Annotated in this window: 13 protein-coding genes; 10 read left to right on the forward strand and 3 right to left on the reverse strand. The window is 60.4% G+C overall.

Annotated features, from left to right (window positions below; all coding sequences use genetic code 11):
* From ACWI8T_RS02030 to ACWI8T_RS02060, 7 genes are all read left to right on the forward strand, one after another.
* A partial coding sequence (locus tag ACWI8T_RS02030; protein WP_449137769.1) for an MBG domain-containing protein occupies positions 1-4353 on the forward strand: 4353 nt, incomplete at its 5' end.
* Positions 4354-4688: 335 nt separating this feature from the next.
* On the forward strand, positions 4689-5957 hold the full coding sequence (locus ACWI8T_RS02035) for a Tat pathway signal sequence (RefSeq protein WP_449137770.1): 1269 nt from the start codon (positions 4689-4691) through the stop codon (positions 5955-5957).
* The gene (locus ACWI8T_RS02040; protein ID WP_449137771.1) at positions 5958-7139 is read left to right on the forward strand and encodes an ABC transporter permease subunit; all 1182 of its coding nucleotides are present in this window, start codon (positions 5958-5960) and stop codon (positions 7137-7139) included.
* Complete coding sequence (locus ACWI8T_RS02045; RefSeq protein ID WP_449137772.1) at positions 7132-7755, forward strand: ATP-binding cassette domain-containing protein; 624 nt, start codon at positions 7132-7134, stop codon at positions 7753-7755. Before ACWI8T_RS02040 ends, ACWI8T_RS02045 begins: the two co-directional genes overlap by 8 nt.
* Positions 7755-8441, forward strand: a complete 687-nt coding sequence (locus ACWI8T_RS02050; protein WP_449137773.1) for a Crp/Fnr family transcriptional regulator — start codon at positions 7755-7757, stop codon at positions 8439-8441. The genes ACWI8T_RS02045 and ACWI8T_RS02050 overlap by 1 nt, the downstream gene beginning before the upstream one ends.
* 17 nt (positions 8442-8458) lie before the next feature.
* Positions 8459-8653, forward strand: coding sequence for a nitrate ABC transporter ATPase (locus ACWI8T_RS02055; protein WP_245910339.1), 195 nt, complete (start codon positions 8459-8461; stop codon positions 8651-8653).
* Between the two features lie 69 nt (positions 8654-8722).
* Positions 8723-13093, forward strand: a complete 4371-nt coding sequence (locus ACWI8T_RS02060; RefSeq protein ID WP_449137774.1) for an acyl-CoA dehydratase activase — start codon at positions 8723-8725, stop codon at positions 13091-13093.
* A 97-nt stretch (positions 13094-13190) separates the two neighbouring features.
* Here ACWI8T_RS02060 and ACWI8T_RS02065 read toward each other — a convergent pair whose 3' ends face one another.
* The gene (locus tag ACWI8T_RS02065) at positions 13191-14150 is read right to left on the reverse strand and encodes a DUF1177 domain-containing protein (RefSeq protein WP_449137775.1); all 960 of its coding nucleotides are present in this window, start codon (positions 14148-14150) and stop codon (positions 13191-13193) included.
* 282 nt (positions 14151-14432) lie between these two features.
* On the opposite strand from ACWI8T_RS02065, the gene ACWI8T_RS02070 reads away from it, so the two are divergent.
* From ACWI8T_RS02070 to ACWI8T_RS02080, 3 genes are all read left to right on the forward strand, one after another.
* Positions 14433-15251, forward strand: coding sequence for a nitrilase-related carbon-nitrogen hydrolase (locus ACWI8T_RS02070; protein WP_449137776.1), 819 nt, complete (start codon positions 14433-14435; stop codon positions 15249-15251).
* A gap of 252 nt (positions 15252-15503) precedes the next feature.
* Entirely contained in the window at positions 15504-15848 is a 345-nt protein-coding gene (locus ACWI8T_RS02075) for a cupin domain-containing protein (protein ID WP_449137777.1), read from the forward strand.
* Between the two features lie 2 nt (positions 15849-15850).
* The gene (locus ACWI8T_RS02080; protein ID WP_449137778.1) at positions 15851-16189 is read left to right on the forward strand and encodes a cupin domain-containing protein; all 339 of its coding nucleotides are present in this window, start codon (positions 15851-15853) and stop codon (positions 16187-16189) included.
* Positions 16190-16423: 234 nt separating this feature from the next.
* Here the strand turns inward: ACWI8T_RS02080 and ACWI8T_RS02085 are convergent, their stop codons facing one another.
* Positions 16424-17638, reverse strand: a complete 1215-nt coding sequence (locus ACWI8T_RS02085) for an acetylornithine/succinylornithine family transaminase (RefSeq protein ID WP_449137779.1) — start codon at positions 17636-17638, stop codon at positions 16424-16426.
* Positions 17639-17690: 52 nt separating this feature from the next.
* Positions 17691-18653: an acetylglutamate kinase gene (argB, locus tag ACWI8T_RS02090; RefSeq protein ID WP_418949391.1), complete on the reverse strand. Its 963-nt coding sequence runs from the start codon at positions 18651-18653 to the stop codon at positions 17691-17693.
* Between the last annotated feature and the right edge of the window lie 204 nt (positions 18654-18857).

Below are 18857 nucleotides of genomic sequence, written 5' to 3' on the forward strand. Positions count from 1 at the left end.
AACGGCGACTCCCTCGCCGACAAGCCGGCCGAGCCCTACGAGGTCACGCTCGAGGCCATGGGCATGCTCGGCGCCAACACGGTGAAGATCTCCGTGCCCGCCGCCGACGCCGGCGACGAGCTGCGCGCCGCGCTCGGGTCGGCCACCGCGACGCTGGACCCCGGCTCGGCCGACGACGCGGCCCACGCCTCCGCCAAGGCCGCGCTCGAGGCCAAATTCGACGGGGTCGGCGCGTTCGAGGCCTACTCCCTGAAGATCGTGAGCGGCGGCCAGGAGGTCGAGCTGCCCGCCAGCGCCGAGGTCGAGCTGACCTTCGTGCGCCTGACCGCGGACGCCGGCGCGGCGATGCCCGGGTTCATGAACCTCGGCATGTCGCCGCGCTACTTCGGGCTTGCCGGCGGCGGGCTCTCGGAGCTGCCGGTGTCCGCCAGCGAGCAGGCCAGCGAGATGGCCTGGCTCGACACCTTCCGCCTCGACCCGTCGCTGCCCACGCTGGTCGCGGCCAACGGCGACTCGCTTTCCGACAAGGACGAAGGCTTGAAGGCTGGAAGCTATTCAATCACGGCAAATCTTTATGTCATTGGTGAAGACGCCCCTATTGGGCAGAACGCTTATATGACCACGACGGTGTTCCCTCCGATTGTTCCGAATAGTGACAATGCTAATCTGCGCGTCGATGAAGACGGCACGATGATTCTGACCTTCTATCCGGTTAATGAAGTATTTACGCTGCAAGACATCAAGGGCAATGATGATGAGGGCGTACATATTCTGTCTGTCGAGCGTGGCGGTGCTTCGACAAGCTACGGGAGCCATTCCGATCGTATCACCAAGGTTGTCGCGAAGCTGGACAGCGCTAAATCGACTTATGCCTTGGGAGCCTGCACGCAATGCCCCACGATTTTCATGGGTGGCGCTGATCAACATTGGCGTATGCAACTCGATGTTGATTTTGATAGCGCGAAAGAAAACGGTGCGGTTCAACCTGGCGAAGACGCTTTCTCTAAAACTTTCTCAGACGAGGCCACGGGCATAACGGTTGCCGTTTCGACTTCAGACAAGAACGAGGTGCAAAAGATTGAATCGGCAAGGCTCTCTGTCGTAAAGCACGAAGACGACGAGGCCAATGCTGCGATTGAGGCGGAGTTTGCAAAATCGTTCTTGGGGACCCCGAAATATGAGGCGTATTCGATAGTCCTTGTCGACGCAGATGACAATGTCATCCATCTGGCGGCCTCGAGTGTCCTTGTTACCGCACCTTCCGCTATCAACTATGTTGATGCCTATAAGTATGTTGGGACGGACGGCGGGCTCCAATCTATTGCGTCGTTCTACCAACAGGGCAATGTAATCATCCAGGATTCCGGCTTAGGCACCTACGTTATCGCCGACCACTATTCCGCGAACCACTGGGTTGATTTCGACTTTGCCAATGACGCAATCGGCGCGAGCGGCCAGATGAAGATCTCGTCCGCCCAAACGGGCATCGAGGCCTTTAAAGACGTACTGACATTCTTCCTGGGCAAAGAGGCCGCCGGCAACGGCGAAGACGCGTATACGCTTGCGATAATGCACACTCTTGACGGCGAGACCCAGCCGCTGTACTTTTGGTTCACTGATGGTAAGGGGTATCTCAACCTTACCGTGCCCGTCTCCAGCGAGTCTGATTCGGTGTACCTCGTTGAATCGGACGGCTCTTCCACGAGTGCAAGGAAGCTCGACTCCGCCTATGTCGATGGCAAGGCCACGTTTAGCATCGTGACGCCTGACCAGGGCGGCATGAGCAACGATGAGCTCGGCAAATTGCTCGTCGCCCTGGCCAATGGCCACAATAACGGGATCGCGAGCGCGTCGGCCGACGAGCCCGTCGCTTACATCAAGGTCGTCCATGATGCTTCTAAATTGGCAGACAACCCCTACGTCTATTCGGTTCGTACTTACAATGGCGACAATCAGACGTGTGCCTATGTCGATGCGAATTCCCAGGTAGTTCAAGGTTCAATCGTCCAGAAAAACGCGGGGTCTTATTCCGCAACGGTCGAGCCGAAACCCGGGTATACCTGGTTCGACGGTTCCAGGACTCCAATTGAGCTCACGTGGTCGATATGGAAGGCCTCGCTCCAGATTTCGATTGACGATTTGGCGTATGGTGCACAGTCTGATTTCGTGGCAAAGGTGACGGGCTTCCAAGGAAGCGATACGGCCGATAGCATCGGTTTGAAGTCTGTTTCTTTGAAGCCTCAATATTGGCCCGATACGACCAAGCCTGGTTTGTATCAACTCAGCAATTGGAATTATTGGGATGGGCTTGACCAGGGGCTTGATAATTACGACATAAACTTTAGCAATGCTAGTCTTTATGTCGGTATGGCACCGTCGAGTGAACCTCAGGTCGCGGACGGGCTGGTCTATTCCGGTCAAGAGCAGGTTGGCGTGACGGGTGATGAAAGCCTGTACACGCTTGAAAATGTCTCCCAGGCCGATGCCGGCGAATACGAAGCAGTTGCGAAACTCATTCGTGGCGCGGGCCGTTGGTCCGATGGATCAAGTGACAACAAAGTCGTCAAATGGTCAATCGCTCCTGCGACGCTTACGGCCTCCTACTCTGGCGACCAGGTGACCACGGCCCGCTCTGAAGCCAAGGGCGAGGTGTCTGTCTCCGGCTTCGTCAACGGCGAAACCGCCGAAACAGTTGAAGGCTTCGAGCTGCCTGCGGTTTCCATCCCCGAGGCGCTTGATCCGGGCGAAAGCTATCAGTTGACGCCCACAGGCGGCAATGCCGGCAAGAACTACCAATTCGAGTATGCGCCGGGAACGCTTTCCGTGGCTTCCTCGTATGTCCGCGAGAAGCTTGCGCCGGGCACGTACACGATTACCGCTAACCTCATGATGCCGGGCGAATACAATCCCGTTTTGCGTGGGACCACGGTATGCGCGAATACGCCCGACAACCCGTTTGCCGACAGCGCCGGCAATTCGCCTGTCGTGGATGAAAATTCCGACGTGACGATCGCCAATGCGGTGCCTACCGACGCCCAGGCGATGACGTCGAACGCGACGCTTATCGTCGCCGAGGACGGAACCAAGACGCTGGTGCTTCCGGTGCGCAACCCGTGCTTTACCCTCCAGGAGCTCGGCACGTGCGCCGAGCTTCAAGATGTAAAGGTCGAGCGCACAACGCCGGAGGATCCGAGCCTCTGGAATTACGGTAAGATGTCGAGCCGTATTCATAAAGTCGCTTTCACGCTGACTGATAACCTGGCATCGGGTGGGCGCTCTTATGATTTCGCAGGCAGCTTCCTTTATGCGGTTCCTCTCGAAAAGGGAATGCAGTATGGCTCTGGCAATCCCGAGATTCGTCCGTCGGGCGATGTAGCGCTGCGTTTGACTGTCGACTACTCTAGTGTGAGGAAGTCTTCCGACAGTACCGAGGTTCCGACTTTGGTCGACTTGGTCGACAAGGGTAACAACGGCAATGGTGGTAATGGCGGCAGCGGCAACAACAACGGTTCCAACGGTAGCCAGAACAACTCTGGTTCCAATGAAGCGAACGGCTCCGCCAATGGTGGCTCCAACGGGGGCATCGCCACAACCGACGGGCACCTGGTTGCCGGTACCTACACAGTGTCGGGCAACGTGTGGTTGCCTAAGTCGCAAACCGGCCTGCCGCTGAACCCGCATCTGTCCAATGGCGGCTTCCCGCCCAGCTCGCCTGTGTCGAGCAACGCCACGCTGGTGGTGGATGGCTCGGGACACGCGTATGTGCGCATCCCCGTCACCATTCAAGACAAGGTTATGGTGGTTAACAACGTGTGGGGGTCGGGCGTGAGCTTCGACGGCTCCACCATCACCATTGACCTGGGCACGCCTTCCGCTGGGCAAACCACCTTTACCGGCACCTGCCAGGCGAGCGTGACCATCGGCTGGCTGGCGAAGACCATCGCCGCGGGCATCTTCAATGGCGTGTGGGACCATACCTGGACGGCCAACTGGGAAGTTGACCTGGGCTCGGTGCTGCCTGCATCGGGCGGTGGCACGCTACCGGCTGCGGCGCAGGCTATTTTGAACGGCGCCAACGGCGTGGCTGCCGAGGAAAGCGCCGCCGAGGCCGCGCTGGCCGCGCTCGACGAAAACGGCTCGTCCGCTTCCGAAAGCGCTGCGGCGAAGAAGGCCGGCTCGCAGGCGGCTTCGGATGAAGGCGACGCTGCCGATGGCGGCATGGCCCCCGTGACCGTTGCGTGCATCGCGCTTGGCGTGGTGGCCGTGGCCGCGATCGCGGCCTGGCTGCTGCTAAGCCGAAAGAAGCGCAACGCGGCGGCTGAAGCCGGCGCGGATAGCGCGAACGGCGAGTAACGTCTCGTCGCGATTGAAATAGGGAAGCGCCCGTTGCGGGCCTTCCACTCATGACGAATGCTCCGCCGGCGTTGGGCAGGCGGAGCATTTTTTTGCGTGGTGGCTTTTCGGGCGAGCCGATGGTGGCCGACGATACCTGCCTTCGTGGCCGCATCCGATAGAGAGATTCATCAGCGTTAAGGCGCTCTGTTTCTTGGGGCTTGCAAAGTTTTTGCGTATGCATTTGAACGTTTTCGGAAAAGTTGGTAATAGGTAACTCTTGCTACCGCGAAATTAGCCATGGTTGACTATACTTTGGTGTTGTTTGGAATTCACGGCACCGAAGGGCGGCTTTCATGACATTCGAGAACGGCATCGCGCGCGCGGCTGCGCGTATGATGGACAGGCGCAAATTCGTGGCGCTGAGCGCCGCCGCGGCGTTCAGCGCGGCGTTGGGACTTTCCGGCTGCGCGAGCGGCGAAGGAGCGAAGGGCGCCGACGTATCTGACGGCGCGGTGGAGTTTACCGCGACCACCGAAAGCCGCGACCTTATGGGCTCGGCCGAGCCGTGCGACGTGCGCGTGGGGCTTATCATGGGGCCGCCGTCTATGGGGCTTTCGCAATTCATCTTGGCAGCACAGGCGGGCAAAACCATCAATAACTTCACATTCGACTTGAACGGTGTCGACTACGTGGGCCTGTCGGCCCTGTTCAACAAGGGTGATTACGACATTTGCACGCTGCCGAGCAACATTGGCCCCATTCTGTTCAACAACGACGAGCTGAAAAACAGCTATGAAGTCATCAGCGTGAACAACCTTGGCGTGCTCTACGTTATGACCAACGACGAAAGCCTGGCGTCGCTTGACGACTTGCGTGGCCGCACGGTGTACGCCTACGGCGAGGGCGGCACGCCCGAATACACCATCGAGGCGCTGATGAAGAAAACGGGCCTTGACGGCGCGTTCAACCTGGAATTCAAATCCAGCCCGCTCGAGGTGCTGAACATGATGCAGGAGCAAAAGAATTGCGTGGCGATTTTGCCGCAGCCGTTCGTGTCGCTGGCGAAAATCCTGGTGAACCCGTTGTACATTCCCGTCGACCTCACGGTTGAGTGGAACAAGGCGTTCGCCGACACGGGCAGCCAGGCCGTTACCACTACCACCATTGCGAACAAGCAGTTCCTGGAAGAGCACGAGCAGGCCGTGGTGGAGTATTTGAACATGGCCGGCCAGTCGGTTGCGTGGACGCTCGCCAACATGGACAAGGCCTCGGCGTTGCAGGAAGAGTTGGGCACGTTCCTGAATAACTCGGTGGCGCTTGACGCCATGCCGTACATTTCCATGGTGAATTTGACGGGCGAGGAGATGCGCACCGCGCTTTCGGGATTTTTGGGCGAGCTGTATGTCGCCAACCCCGATTCCATTGGCGGCGCGCTGCCTGGCGATGATTTTTATTACCTGCCCCCTGAAGGTGCAATCGACGAGCGCTTTGCGCAGGCGGGCTTGGAAGAGGCGACCGAGCACGCGTCGAGCGCCGGAACGGGCAACGACGGCGTGACGGCCTCCAAGGAAGACGCGCAGGCGGCCGTGGACGCTTTCGGCGGAACGGCATCGGGCAAGTAAATGACCTGGGGTATGTTGAAAGAGCGTTTTGGGAAGCGGGGCGCAACTGCGGCGGGGGAGCCTGCGCCGCGCATGCAGATTTCCGCCATCGCGGCGAAAATAGGCCTGCCGGAAGAGCGCGTTGCGCGAATAGCGCAAATGATTAAATCGCAGGGCTTGGCCGATTCGCAAATGGGTCCCATGATGCGCATGGCGACCGAGAAGGGTGTGGAGCCGCGCGAGATTCTCGACATGCTTACCTCGCTGGGCGTGCCGCAAGGCCAGGTGGTGCGCGTGATGAGTTCCCAGGGGCTTATCGACGATACCGAGGCGCAACGCCTAATCGATGAAGAGCGCCGCGCCGCCGAGGCGCGAGCCTCGGTCGAGAAGCAAAACGGCGCTCGCCGTTTCGCGCGCAAGGCGGGCATTATCGCGTTCTGGCTTGCGATATGGCAGCTGCTCGATGTGGTTATCGATAATCGCCTCGTTCTCGCGGGCCCCATCCGCGTGGCGCAGGCGCTCGTCGAGCAATTGGGCCAACCCGATTTCTGGGTTATTTGCGGGGCCTCGTTCGGGCGCATCGCGCTCGGGTTTCTGCTGTCGTTCGTGGTCGGCTTCCTGCTGGCGCTTATGTCGTGCCGGCACCGCCTGTTTCGCGATTTCGTGGACCCCATCATCAGCCTGCTGCGCACTATTCCAGTGGCGTCGTTCATCATCCTGCTGCTTATTTGGGTGGGCAACCAGGCGCTTACCGTGTTTCTGGCGTTCTTCATCGTGCTGCCGCTCATCTACACGAACATGGTCACGGGCTTCGAGAGCGTCGATAGACAAATGCTCGAGATGGCGCGCGTGTACGGGCTTTCGCGGTGGCGCACGTTTTTGTATATCTATCGCCCGGCGTTCATGCCGTTTCTTATGAGCTCGACGAAGATATCGCTTGGCATGACGTGGAAAAGCGGCATCATGGCCGAGGTTTTGGCCACCCCGAAGCCGTCCATCGGCAAAGAAATGGCCACGGCGCGCACGTTTTTGGACACGCCCGACCTGCTCGCTTGGACCGTGGTGGTTATGGTGCTGTCGTTTTTGTTCGAGAAGGCGTTCATGGAATTGCTGAAGCGCGCGAACAGACCGCTGGGCGGCTTCATCGGAAGCGACGGCGGCGAAGCCGATAGCGGTGAGGGCAAGGAGGCGCGCAATGGCTAATGCCGAACTCGAGCAGCGCGGCGCAGCCGAGGTTCGTTTCGACGGCGTGTGCAAATCGTACGGCGTAAACCGCGTGCTGCGCGGCTTGAATTTTACGTTGGAAGCGGGCGGCGTGTATTGCCTTATGGCGCCTTCGGGCTCGGGCAAAACCACGCTGTTTCGCGCGCTGCTGGGGCTGGAGCCGTGCGATACCGGGTCAATAACGGGTGTTTCTTCGGGCGATATTTCCATGATGTTCCAGGAAGATCGGCTATGCGAGGCGCTCTCGGCGATTGAAAACGTGGCGCTTGTGCTGCCCGGTCGCGCAAGCCGGACCAAGGTGCGCGGGCTTTTGTCGCAGATTCTTCCTGCGGCATGCCTCGACCAGCCGGTGATGGAGCTTTCGGGCGGCATGCGTCGACGCGTGTCGCTGGCGCGTGCGGTGGCATACCCCAGCACGCTTTTGGTGCTTGACGAGCCGTTCACGGGGCTCGATGCGCAAACGCGCCGCCAAGTGATTGATTTCTTGCTTGCGAACAGGCGCGAAAGAACGCTGCTTGTGGCGACGCACGGTGAACGGGATGCTGAATTGTTGGCCGCTCGGCGCCTCGATTTGGCGGAATTGCAGGGCGAGTAATGGGAAGTGAAGCTTTGAGGTTCAACGAGAAGACGATGCGCGTGCTGCAGCGTTCCGCCGTGTTTTCCGGCTTTGCGCTGGAGAACATCGACAAGGTGATTATTGAGGCTGAGGCGTATGAACTCACATTTCAAGAAGGCGAATTCATACGGCGGCAAGGCGAGAAGCTCGATTTCTATCCCATAGTAATTACCGGCATCGTTCAAGCCGAAATGCCGCGCGATTCCGGCCCTATGATTGTGGAGCGCTTCATGCCGGGCGAGTCGTTCGCCGAGGCCATTCCGAAAGGGATGGGAATATGCCCGGTGAACATCGTCGCCTCGCAAGACGTGCGGCTGGTGGCGATACCCGCGGCAAACGTGCGGTCTGAGGAAAGCCCACTGTTTGAGCGCCTGTCGAAAAACATCGCGGGTGAGATGAGCAAGAAGGTGGGCCGGCTTACCGCGAAGCTCTCGATGCTTTCGGAAACGCGCATTCGCCCGCGCCTGATGAAGTATGTGAAAACGCTGCCTTCGCGCAAAGACGGCAGCTACATTCTGCCCGAGACGCGCCGCGATATGGCGGCCGAGATGGGCGTGCACGAGAAGGCGCTCTTGCGTGAACTGCGGCTTTTGCAAGAAGAGGGCATTATCGCGCTCGACGGGCGCAGGCTCGAAGTGCTGCGCGACGACGAGATATGCTGGTAGACACGAGAGGGACTTCGATGGACACGACCAAAACCATGCGCGAGCTGTGCGCCGACGAGCCGAAGCTCGAATCGTTTCTGCAGAGCAAGGGCTTCCCGTTCACGATCGACAATCCCATTACCGAGCTGGTGACGTTCGACGATGTGGTGCAGTTCCGCGGGCTTGACAAACAGGCTTTCCTTACGGAATTCGAGGCGTACAAAACCGCGTAAACGACACGCATTTTCCCAGGTGAACATGCAAATATTCAGAATCTAGTTTTTTGCTAAGGAGGCGGCTTCATGGCTGCTTTAGGGGAATTTCCATATTTTGTGGGCATAGATGCTGGATCGTCGTCGGTGAAGGTGGTCGCGCTGCACGACGCGGGCGCAGGCTTCGACGTGGCGTTTCGCGCGTGCGAGGCGCACAAGGGAAGCATCGCGGCGTGCGCGCGGAAGCTTTTGATTGCGGCGGTTTCGTCCGAGGAATTGGCCGGGGGCGCGTGCGCGGGCATCGCGGCGACGGGCGCGTGCGCGGAAACGATTCTCGAGGCGGTCCCTGGTGTGCGCGTGCTCGAAGATGTGCCGGCCATGACGCTCGGCGCCGCCGTGATGGCGCCTGGCGCGCGAAGCATCGTGCAGGTGGGCGCGCAAAACGCGTTCTTCGTGACGGGCGTCGCCGACGGTCGTGCGCCGCAGTTCGCCATGAACGAGGGCTGCGCGGCGGGCACGGGCTCGTTTTTCGAAGACCAAATGGGGCGTTTGGGCCTTTCGATCGAGGATTATTCCGCCATCGTCGAGCGCGCGAGCGGCATCCCTCGGCTTTCGGGGCGCTGCGCCGTGTTCGCCAAAACCGACATCATCCATCGCCAGCAGGAAGGTGTGCCCATCGAGGATATTCTGCTGGGGTTGTGCTATGCCATGGTGAAAAGCTACAAGGCCACCATCGTGCGCAAAATGCCGGTGGAAGCTCCCGTGTTGCTTGCGGGCGGTGTGGTGCGCAACGAGGGCGTGGTGCGGGCGGTGCGCGACGTGTTCAAGCTGGATGAAGGCGATCTTATCGCAGATACGGCTGGCGTGTACGTGCAGGCTGCGGGCGCTGCAGCGCATGCAGCAAAGGCCGTTCGTGCGGGCGGACACGATGCTTTCGTGCCCGTCGACCTTGGCAACTTGATTGCCGCTTTGGAGACCGGAGTTGAGCAGGAAGCATTGTCTAGGCTTGCGCCCCTGCCCGACGAGGGCTACGTTGCTGGTGCGGGATTTGCGGCCAAGCCGCAGCCATGGCCCGTGGCGCCTGACGGCCGCACGCCGTGCGTGCTGGGCGTAGATGTGGGCTCTACCAGCACGAATTTGGTGTTGGTGGATTTGAAGGGCGAACTGCTCGATGCCCAATACCTGCGCACGCGCGGCGATGCGAAAAACGCCGTGCGCGAGGGGCTTGCGTCGCTTGAGGCACGTTTGGGCGATAGTGTGCGCGTGGTGCATGCGGCCACGACTGGGTCGGGCCGCACGATAGTCGGCGAATTCATAGGCGCCGACGTGGTGCGCGATGAAATCACCGCCCAGGCGCGCGCGGCGGTCGCTGCCGACCCGCATACCGATACCGTGTTCGAGATAGGCGGGCAAGACTCGAAGTACATCTCGTGTTCGGCGGGTAATGTGGTCGATTTCCAAATGAACAAGATTTGCGCGGCGGGCACGGGCTCGTTTGTGGAAGAGCAGGCCGCTCGTTTGGGCATTCCTTTAGATGAATACGGCCCGTTGGCGCTTTCGGCGACGGCGCCGGTGGATTTGGGCGAACGCTGCACGGTGTTTGTGGAAACCGCCATCAACGCGGCGATCGCCAAGGGCGCGCAGCTGTCTGACGTGGCTGCGGGCTTGTGCCAATCGGTGGTGCGCAATTACCTGTACCGTGTGGTGGGCGCCAAGCCCGTGGGGCGGCATGTGGTGCTGCAGGGCGGCGTGGCGTACAACCCGGCCATCGTGGCGGCTTTTCGCCAAGCGCTCGGCGGTGCGCTTACGGTTTCGCCGTGGTTTGCGGTGTCGGGCGCGGTGGGCGCGGCGCTGCTCGCGCTCGACGAGATGCGCGCTGCGGTCGGCGAGGGTGTTTCGGTCGACGTGCTTGCGCGTGCGCAGACTGCGTTCAAGGGCTGGGATTTGTCGGGCTCGGGTCGCGCTAGGCATGCTGTGAGCGCGGCGGATATAGAGGCCAATCGCGCCTTTTTCCGCAAAACCGAAGAGTTTTATTTGGAGGGATACGACCCTGCGCGCGACCCCGCGAAGAAAACCGTGGGCGTGCCGCGCTGCCTTATGCTGCACAAATTGTTTCCCATGGTGAATGCATTCTTCCGTCAGCTGGGCTTCAATGTACTTCTGTCAGATGCATCCAACGACGACACGGTGCAGCGCGCGCAGGAATATGCGCAGGGCGAGACGTGTTACCCGGTGAAGCTGGTATACGGCCACGTGTCGCAGCTGGTGGACGCGGGCGTCGATTATGTGTTTATGCCCTCGATGCACACCATTCGCCACATCAAGAGCAAGGTGCGCCATAACTACGCCTGTCCATACATGCAGGTGGCGCCACGCTTGGTTGCCGATGCGCTCGACTTCGGGGGACGCGGCATTGGGCTTATCAGCCCGTTGATGGACATGGACTTTGGTCAGCAGGCGTTGGCCACGGCTCTTTTGGGTGTGGGTGCTGATTTGGGCTTTTCGCCCCAGGAAAGCGCGAAGGCGATGCTGGCGGGCGGCTTCGCGGTGCAAGAATTCACGCGCAAAACCGAAGAACAGGGCGGGCGGCTTTTGGCGAGCCTTAAACCTGGCGAGCGCGTGTTGGTGATTATCACGCGCCAATACGGCATTTCCGACCCAGCGCTGAACATGGGCATTCCCGACGCGCTGCTCGACCGCGGGCAGAAGGTAATCACGGTAAGCCATCTGCATGCGCACGACCTGGACATTTCGACCGACCACCCCGACATGTATTGGCCGTTCGGCCAGCACATGCTTTCTGGCGCGAAGCTGGTGCGCCGCGACCCGCGCCTGTTCGCGGTGTATCTGACCAACCACGGTTGCGGGCCCGACACCATGGTGAGCCACCTATTCGCCGAGGAAATGGGCGACAAGCCCTATTTGCAGATCGAGATGGACGAGCATTTCTCGCAGGTGGGCGTTATCACGCGCATCGAGGCGTTCTTGAACTCCATCGACCATTGGCGGGGCAAAGACGAGCGCGCGCTGCCCTATGCCTTGCACCCGCGCGGGCTGAATATGGGTCCGGCGCGGTCGGGCGAGGCGTGCGTGCTGCCGCAAATCGGCCCGTTCGGCCAGGTGACGGCCGCGTGGTTGCGCGGGCGCGGGTTCGATGTTTCGCCGATGCGCCATACGCCTGAGTCGTTCAGGCTGGGCCAGCGCGAGCTTTCGTCGAAGGAATACTACAGCTTCACCAGCCTGCTGGGTATGTCGCTTGCGGCGGCGCAATCGTCGGCGGGCGGGCGCGCCTCCGCATCCGGAGATGGAACAGCCGGCTGTGGCGATTGCCCGTCGGCACGAGGAGGCATGCGACTGCTTCTGCCCTCGTCGGTCGGCTCCGATGCCGATGGGCAGTATGTGCGTGCGATTCGCCGCGTGCTGGACGCGAATGGCTTTGCGAGCGTGGGCATCTCCGCGCCGAAGCTCGAGCGGCTGCCGTGGGAGGTTGCCGATGCGAGCGGGCTGTTCCGCACGCTACTCGCGGGCGATATCGCGTATGCCGCCGCGTCCGCCGCGCGCGAAGAATTGGCTCGAGACGCCAGTGTCGCCGCGGAAAATGGCGTGCTTGACGAGGTATTTCTGTTGGAATTGGCCCAGCGGGCGGCTGCGTCGTGGAAGGGCGTCTCGCCGAAAGCCACGTTGGCGCTTTCTGGCGAGTGGCAGTGCGTGTTCGACGACGCGCTCGTCGGCGGCGCGTGGCAGCGTTTGGAGGGAGCCGGCTATCGCGTGGCGCGCATGCCGTTTTCCGAATATCTGCTGTTCGCGTGGCGCGACGCCGCCAAGGAAGATTCCCGCGAACGCACCAGCACGCCGTTTTTCATGGACAATGTGTCCGAGGCCGCGATGCTCGCCATGCCCGATGCGAGCCGCCACTCGCATGAGGGCTGCGAGCAAGGGGGCGAGGGCGGCGCGCACGGAGCCGATTGCGGCTTGTGCGGAAGCTGCGGCGAGGCGACGGCGACCGTCGCGGCGGTCGAGGCCACAGCCGCCAGCGGAATCGATGCGGTATCGGGCGCAACGGCGTTGCCTGCGCCCGCTGAGCCAGCAAACGAGCCCTCTTTCGAGGAAAAAACCGTGGTGCTCGATGGTTTTGCCGGTCTTACGGCGCGCGTATCTTCGGCGCTTGGCGACGCGACGACGTTCAGCGACCCGCACGCGCTTGAGGCCGCGGCCGACGGCGACCTGCTGGGCAGCTATATTGGTGCGAATGGGCGTTATCGAGCGGCGAAATCGCAGGTGACATCGCATGCGGCCGATGGCGTCATCATTGCGGCATCGATGTACGAGAACACCGACATCGTGCTGAAGCTCGGCCAGAAGCCATCCGATTTCGCCGCGCCCGTGCTACGCCTGAACTTTGACGGAACGCTGGACGCCAGCGTCGACGAGAAACTGCAAAGTTTCCTCTACTACGTGTAGGTGTATCGCTGGCTTTTGATGCGAATGCAGTGTTTGAGCTTTTGGGTTGGGTCAAAAGGACGATTGCCCTTTTGACCCAGATGACGTCCCAGAGGCTTTACGCCATGGGGTTTTCCGCCGGCAGGTTCCCCATGGTTTGCAGCTGCGCCATGCTGCCGTAGCGTTGCACGAACAGGTCGTACTCCGCCGGGTCATAGAAGCTTGCGTCGCCGGCCGTGAACGCCTTGGCGGCTTCGATCATGAAGGTGCCGGCCTCGTCGAGATCGGGCAGGCGCGTGGCGCCGGTTGCGCAGCCCGGCACGGCCGTCTGCGTGGTGATGGCCACGCCAACAACCGGCGCGTCGGTGCAGGTGCAGGGCTGCATGATGGAGTTCAGGTGATACAGGCCGTTGCCGTACGGCGTGATATCGAGCGTTGAAATCGCGAACACTTGCGGCAGCTTGCCCGTGGCGATTTCGGCAATGCCCAACAGGTCTTCGCTCACGCGCATCACGACACCCTGCTTAACTGTGGGAGAAATCGCGAAACCGCGGTTGTTGGCGATGCGGTTGCCCTTGGTGGTGTCGACAACAAGAATGGCATCGAGCTCGGGCGTGACCTCTTCGGCATTGATGGCCGCGGTGGACGTGGGCGAGCCCATGAACGGCACGGGCTTGTGCGGCATGGTGGGCGCATGCGGGCACACATGCGTGCTCACGAACACGTCGCCAGGCAAAACGTCGCCTTTCTTGTGCATGTCGAGCAGCTTTGCGGCGCAGGCGAGCGCGGTGAGTGCGCCGTCTCCGTCAGATACGAATCCGATGCGTTCGGGACGTGCTCCCAAACCGCCCAAGCGACCGAGCAGACCGATGGTCGGCGCGTCGCCGCCGTTCGATTTGCCATGGGCGCCGGGAATGCGAACGCGCACCATGTCGGTAATGCCCTTGGGGCCTTCCAACGGGTAGGTTTCCACGGTGCATTCAGGGTCGATGGCCTTCAGATAATCGGCGACAATCGCGCCCGAAGCCTGAGGCGAATCGAGCAATTCGTACAATTCGATAAGGTGTTTGAAGAGCATGGCGATCCTTTCTAAGATGCGTTAGCGACATTGTAGTGCCGAATGCGCCGTTTGCCGCTCACGTTTGCCGTTTATTGGGGAGCGGGGTGCTTGCACCTTAAGCCTTAATGCAGCATAGTGGAATGCATGACGAATCATTGATACAGAGCACTGAATACCAGGCGAGCCGCGCTCATTCATATGCGGTTCGGCTGTAGCTTTGTGCGCGGCGCTTCCGTTCTGGGAAGGCGTCTTGTGCATCGCGTGACTGCCGGGATTCGGTGCGACATTGAAAGGAAGACCATGGCGAAGATGAAGCTTGCACTCGTGCAGTTCCAAAGCGTGTTGGGCGATGTGGAGGCGAGCATGGCTCGCGCCCTGCCCATGATTGATGAGGCGGCCGCCGCAGGCGCCAACATGGTGGTATTTCCCGAGCTGTTTACCACAGGCTACCATTTGGATACGGTCGGACCGCGCATGACCGAGCTGGCCGAGCCTATCGATGGCCCCACGGTGCGCGCACTGCAGGAAGCGGCCCGCAAAAATCACGTGTATATCGTGGCTCCTATCGCCCTTCTACATGGGCTTTCGGGCGTTCCGTACAACAGCGCGGTGTTCATCAACTCCGACGGCACGGTGCAGGGGTCGTTTGACAAGGTTCACTTGTGGGCGCTCGAGCGCTTCTATTTCCGTGCGGGCCACGAATTCCCGGTGTTCGACACCGAATTCGGCAAAGTCGGCATTATGGTGTGCTACGACATGGGATTCCCCGAGGCAGCGCGCACGTTGGCGCTGAAGGGCGCCGAGCTCATCGTGTGTCCGAGCGCGTGGTGCGTGCAAGACGCCGACGTGTGGGAAATCAACGCGCCCGCCCGTGCGCTTGAGAATACGGTGTTTTTGGGCGCGGTGAACCGCATCGGCCACGAAGGCGGCGACTTGTACATGCATGGCGGAAGCATGGTCTGCGGCCCGCGCGGTGGCAAAATGTGCCAGATAACCGAAGAGGCCGAGGGCATTCTGTATGCCGACCTCGATTTCGATGAGGTGCGCAAGAATCGCGTGACAAGCCCCTACCTGCGCGACCGCCGCGCCGACGCGTATGGGGAAGTGGTGCGCGGGTAGCGCTGGTTGTTCGGCTTCGCGCGGCGGCGTTTCGCGAGATTTTTTTGGTTCCCCTTCGCGGTTCTCAAATTCCGATTTAGGTAGAAGATTGCCGATTGTTTTCGATTTAGTGCCAAGTTTCAAATAAGTTAGCTTTGGGTGCTTTTTTGTTTGATTCGAGGCGATGTCGCGCTACGATTTGCGAAGAGACAAAAGTTCGCGGGACGGTTGCCTTAGGGGCCGACGTTCCAATTTTTGGATAGAGAGGCGCGTATGGGATTCCGAAATTTGCCGACCGATGAGGCTCGCCCCATTGCTGGGCTCATCGAGAGTCGCCCGGGTCAGGTGTCGAGCATGGGGCTTACGGTCGGCGGCTCGGTCGATTTCATGCTGATGGCATTTTCGGCAGGCGAAATCGTGAGCGAGGAAGAATATTTCGGCGACACGCTGTATCACGTGGTGGAGGGCGCCGCCGACGTGGTGTTGCCCGATCGCCGCGTGGCGGTTGCTGCCGGTGAGGTGTTCATGGTGCCCGCGCACATTCCGCATGCCGTCGAGGGCCATGAAGGCGCCGCGTTCAAGCTTCTGCAACTTACGATTCCTGAAGAGAGGAGCTAGCGATGGAACTCATTAAGAATGTGAAGCATGGCAAGGAATTCAGTCTGCGCAATTTGGTGCAATTGGAACCTGGCCGCGTGAACAGCCTTACGTTGTCGCAAACGCCTGGCTGCAAGATTACCGTGTTCGCTATCGCTGCGGGCGAGGGCGTGTCGAGCCACGCCGCCGCGGGTGATGCCATGGTGACGTGTTTGGAGGGCAAGGCGCAAATTGTGATTGACGATATTGTCCACGAGGTTTCGCCTGGGCAAACCATCGTAATTCCCGCGAACGCGCCGCATTCGGTGAAGGCTCTCGAGCCATACAAGATGCTGCTCGTGGTTGTGAAACCGCAGGAATAATTGGCAGCTTGTTTGACCTACTCGGCGGCGGGCTGGGCTGCATCAACGGGACAACGTTCCAGGCGCCCCTCATGATGCAATCTAGCCTGTCGCCTTTGGTTTTTGATTCGAATAGAGAAAGCGGACCGGAGGCTTGCCGGTCCGCTTTTTTGTATCTTCCGCAGGGCAAGTGGAGTTGCTTGGGAAGGAGAATTGACTTCAAGAGGGACGAGCTGTTGCGTCCTCCGCAAGGCTCTAAGCTTGAATAAGCTTTTCGAGCTGGTCGGCCATGGCGTCGATGTCGGCGTTCGTGACAACGAGGGGCGGCAGGAAGCGCAGCGTATGGGCACCGGTGTAGTTGAGCACCAGGCCTTGCGGCGCGTTGAGGGCGGCTAGCACCAGCGCGGGCGCGTCGACGGAATCGTCAAACTCCACCGCACGCATAAGGCCGAGGCCGCGAACTTCTTTCACGTGGGGCAGGGTAGCCAAGCGCTCGGCGAGGTGCTCGCCAGCAGCTTCGATGCGCTCGATTTCGCCCTCGCGGCCCAGCTCGTCGAGCACGCAGTTCGCTGCGGCGATGGCCAGGCAGCTGCCGCCGAACGTGGTTCCATGGTCGCCCGGCCCGAACGCGTCGGCCACTTCGGCACGCGCGGCGCATGCGCCCATGGGCACGCCGCCGGCAATGCCTTTTGCCATGGCGACGATGTCGGGCGTGATTCCATAGTGCTGGAACGCGAAGGGAACGCCGCAGCGATACATGCCGCACTGCACCTCATCGCAAATCATGAGCGCTTTGTTCTTGCTCGTCAGGCGGCGAACCGCTTCCATATACTCCTGGGAGCACGGATGCACACCGCTTTCGCCTTGCACGACCTCGAGAATCACAGCGCACACGTCATGATTGGCGAATGCCGCCTCGAGCGCTGCGACGTCATTTTGCGGAACGTCGACGAATCCGCCGGGCAGCGGCTTGAAGGCCTCCTGCTTCAGCGGCTGCGCGGTGGCAGCGAGCGTCGCGAGCGTGCGGCCGTGGAAGCTGTTCGTGATGGTGACGATGGTCGAGCCGCCGTTGCCGAAACGCTTCGCGTAAAGACGCGCGAGTTTAATGGCACATTCGTTGGATTCTGCGCCCGAATTCGAGAAGAACGTCTTCCACTCGACGGGCTCGCCAGAATTGGTGGTGCCGCCCAGAATGTTCGACAGCTTCTCGGCGACCTCGCCGCGGTGCTCGATGTAGTAATAGTTGCTGACGTGCATGAGCTTGGCAGTTTGTTCTTGCAGGGTTTTTACGAGCGCGGGTGCGCAGTGGCCCAGGCTAATAACGCCGATGCCGCCAATGAAATCGAGGTATTGTTTGCCTTTGTCGTCGGTGAGCGTCATGCCGTTTCCGCTCACGAATTCGACAGGCTTGCGGGCGAAGGTGCCCATCACGTATTTCGACTCAAGTTCTTGCTGCTGTGCGAGGCTCATGGGAGCTCCCTTCTATTGATGCGCATGTGCGCGTTTGGCTTGTTTGGAATCGTTATCCCAGTTCAATATTGACATTTGCGTCGAGGCGGCTCGCAAGCGCGTCGAGCGGTTGGGCCTGGTAGGTCTCGTCGGGTGTGCTGGGTTTCATCATGGTGCCAACGCCGTGGTCGGTAAGCAATTCGAGCAAAAGCGCATGAGGCATGGTGCCGTTGATGATGTGCGCGGCGGGAATGCCCGCATCGAGCGCCGCAAGGCACGCTTCAATTTTGGGAATCATGCCGCTGGAAAGCGTGCCCGATTCGACGAGCTCGCGGGCTTCTTCCGATGTGAGGGAAGAGATAAGGGTGTCTTTATCGCTGAAGTCTTTGTAGAGGCCGTCGACATCGGAGAGGAAAATGATTTTGTGCGCGTGCAGCGCTGCTGCCAGATGGCCCGCTGCGATATCGGCGTTGATGTTGAAAGGCTTGCCGTCGTCGCCCGCCGCGACGGACGCTACGATGGGAATATAATCGTCGTTGATGAGGTGCTCGAGGTAGGTGGGGTCGATGCTCGTGACTTCGCCGACGCGACCAAGCTCGGGGTCGAGCTGCGTGGCGCGGATAGTGCAGCCGTCGCCGCCGCTCACGCCCACGGCGAGGTGGCCGTGCACGTTGATGGCGTCGACCAAACGGCGATTCACGCTGCCCACGAGCACCATGCGCACGAGCTCCATGGCATCGTCGGGCGTCACGCGTAGGCCGTCTTTGAATTCTACGGGCATGCCGCTTTTCTCGAATGCGGCAGAAATGTCTTTGCCACCGCCATGCACGATGATTGGCTTCATGCCGATAATTTTCAACAGCACGATATCGGTCATGACCTGCGCCATAAGCTCGGGGTTTTCCATGGCCGATCCGCCATATTTGATGAGCACGGTTTTGCCTGTGGTGTGTTTGATCCATGGCAGCGCCTCGACGAGCAGGTTGACTTTGGTGGCATAGTTGGAGCTGCGAGCTCCGGTTTTCGTGAATTTCATAAAACTCCTTGGAACCCGCGGAACGTTTGTGGCGTTGGCGGGCTTTCGCTGGAAACGGAAGGTGCGAATATATGGGGCAGGGCGCGTACGCCAAGCCGAAGGCGCGCATGCCGCGATGAGCGTGGGCGCGCACAAAAGGCAACGGCTGGCAAACGCCTAGCTTCGTCGCTCGTTTCTTCTCAAGGAGGGTTCGGCCATAGTAAT

Source organism: Slackia sp. (assembly GCF_977041755.1).

Coding starts and splice junctions, on each gene's coding strand:
- ACWI8T_RS02035 (WP_449137770.1), top strand. CDS start 4,689: ATGACATTCGAGAACGGCATCGCGCGCGCGGCTGCGCGTATGATGGAC.
- ACWI8T_RS02040 (WP_449137771.1), top strand. CDS start 5,958: ATGACCTGGGGTATGTTGAAAGAGCGTTTTGGGAAGCGGGGCGCAACT.
- ACWI8T_RS02045 (WP_449137772.1), top strand. CDS start 7,132: ATGGCTAATGCCGAACTCGAGCAGCGCGGCGCAGCCGAGGTTCGTTTC.
- ACWI8T_RS02050 (WP_449137773.1), top strand. CDS start 7,755: ATGGGAAGTGAAGCTTTGAGGTTCAACGAGAAGACGATGCGCGTGCTG.
- ACWI8T_RS02055 (WP_245910339.1), top strand. CDS start 8,459: ATGGACACGACCAAAACCATGCGCGAGCTGTGCGCCGACGAGCCGAAG.
- ACWI8T_RS02060 (WP_449137774.1), top strand. CDS start 8,723: ATGGCTGCTTTAGGGGAATTTCCATATTTTGTGGGCATAGATGCTGGA.
- ACWI8T_RS02065 (WP_449137775.1), bottom strand. CDS start 14,150: ATGCTCTTCAAACACCTTATCGAATTGTACGAATTGCTCGATTCGCCT.
- ACWI8T_RS02070 (WP_449137776.1), top strand. CDS start 14,433: ATGGCGAAGATGAAGCTTGCACTCGTGCAGTTCCAAAGCGTGTTGGGC.
- ACWI8T_RS02075 (WP_449137777.1), top strand. CDS start 15,504: ATGGGATTCCGAAATTTGCCGACCGATGAGGCTCGCCCCATTGCTGGG.
- ACWI8T_RS02080 (WP_449137778.1), top strand. CDS start 15,851: ATGGAACTCATTAAGAATGTGAAGCATGGCAAGGAATTCAGTCTGCGC.
- ACWI8T_RS02085 (WP_449137779.1), bottom strand. CDS start 17,638: ATGAGCCTCGCACAGCAGCAAGAACTTGAGTCGAAATACGTGATGGGC.
- argB (WP_418949391.1), bottom strand. CDS start 18,653: ATGAAATTCACGAAAACCGGAGCTCGCAGCTCCAACTATGCCACCAAA.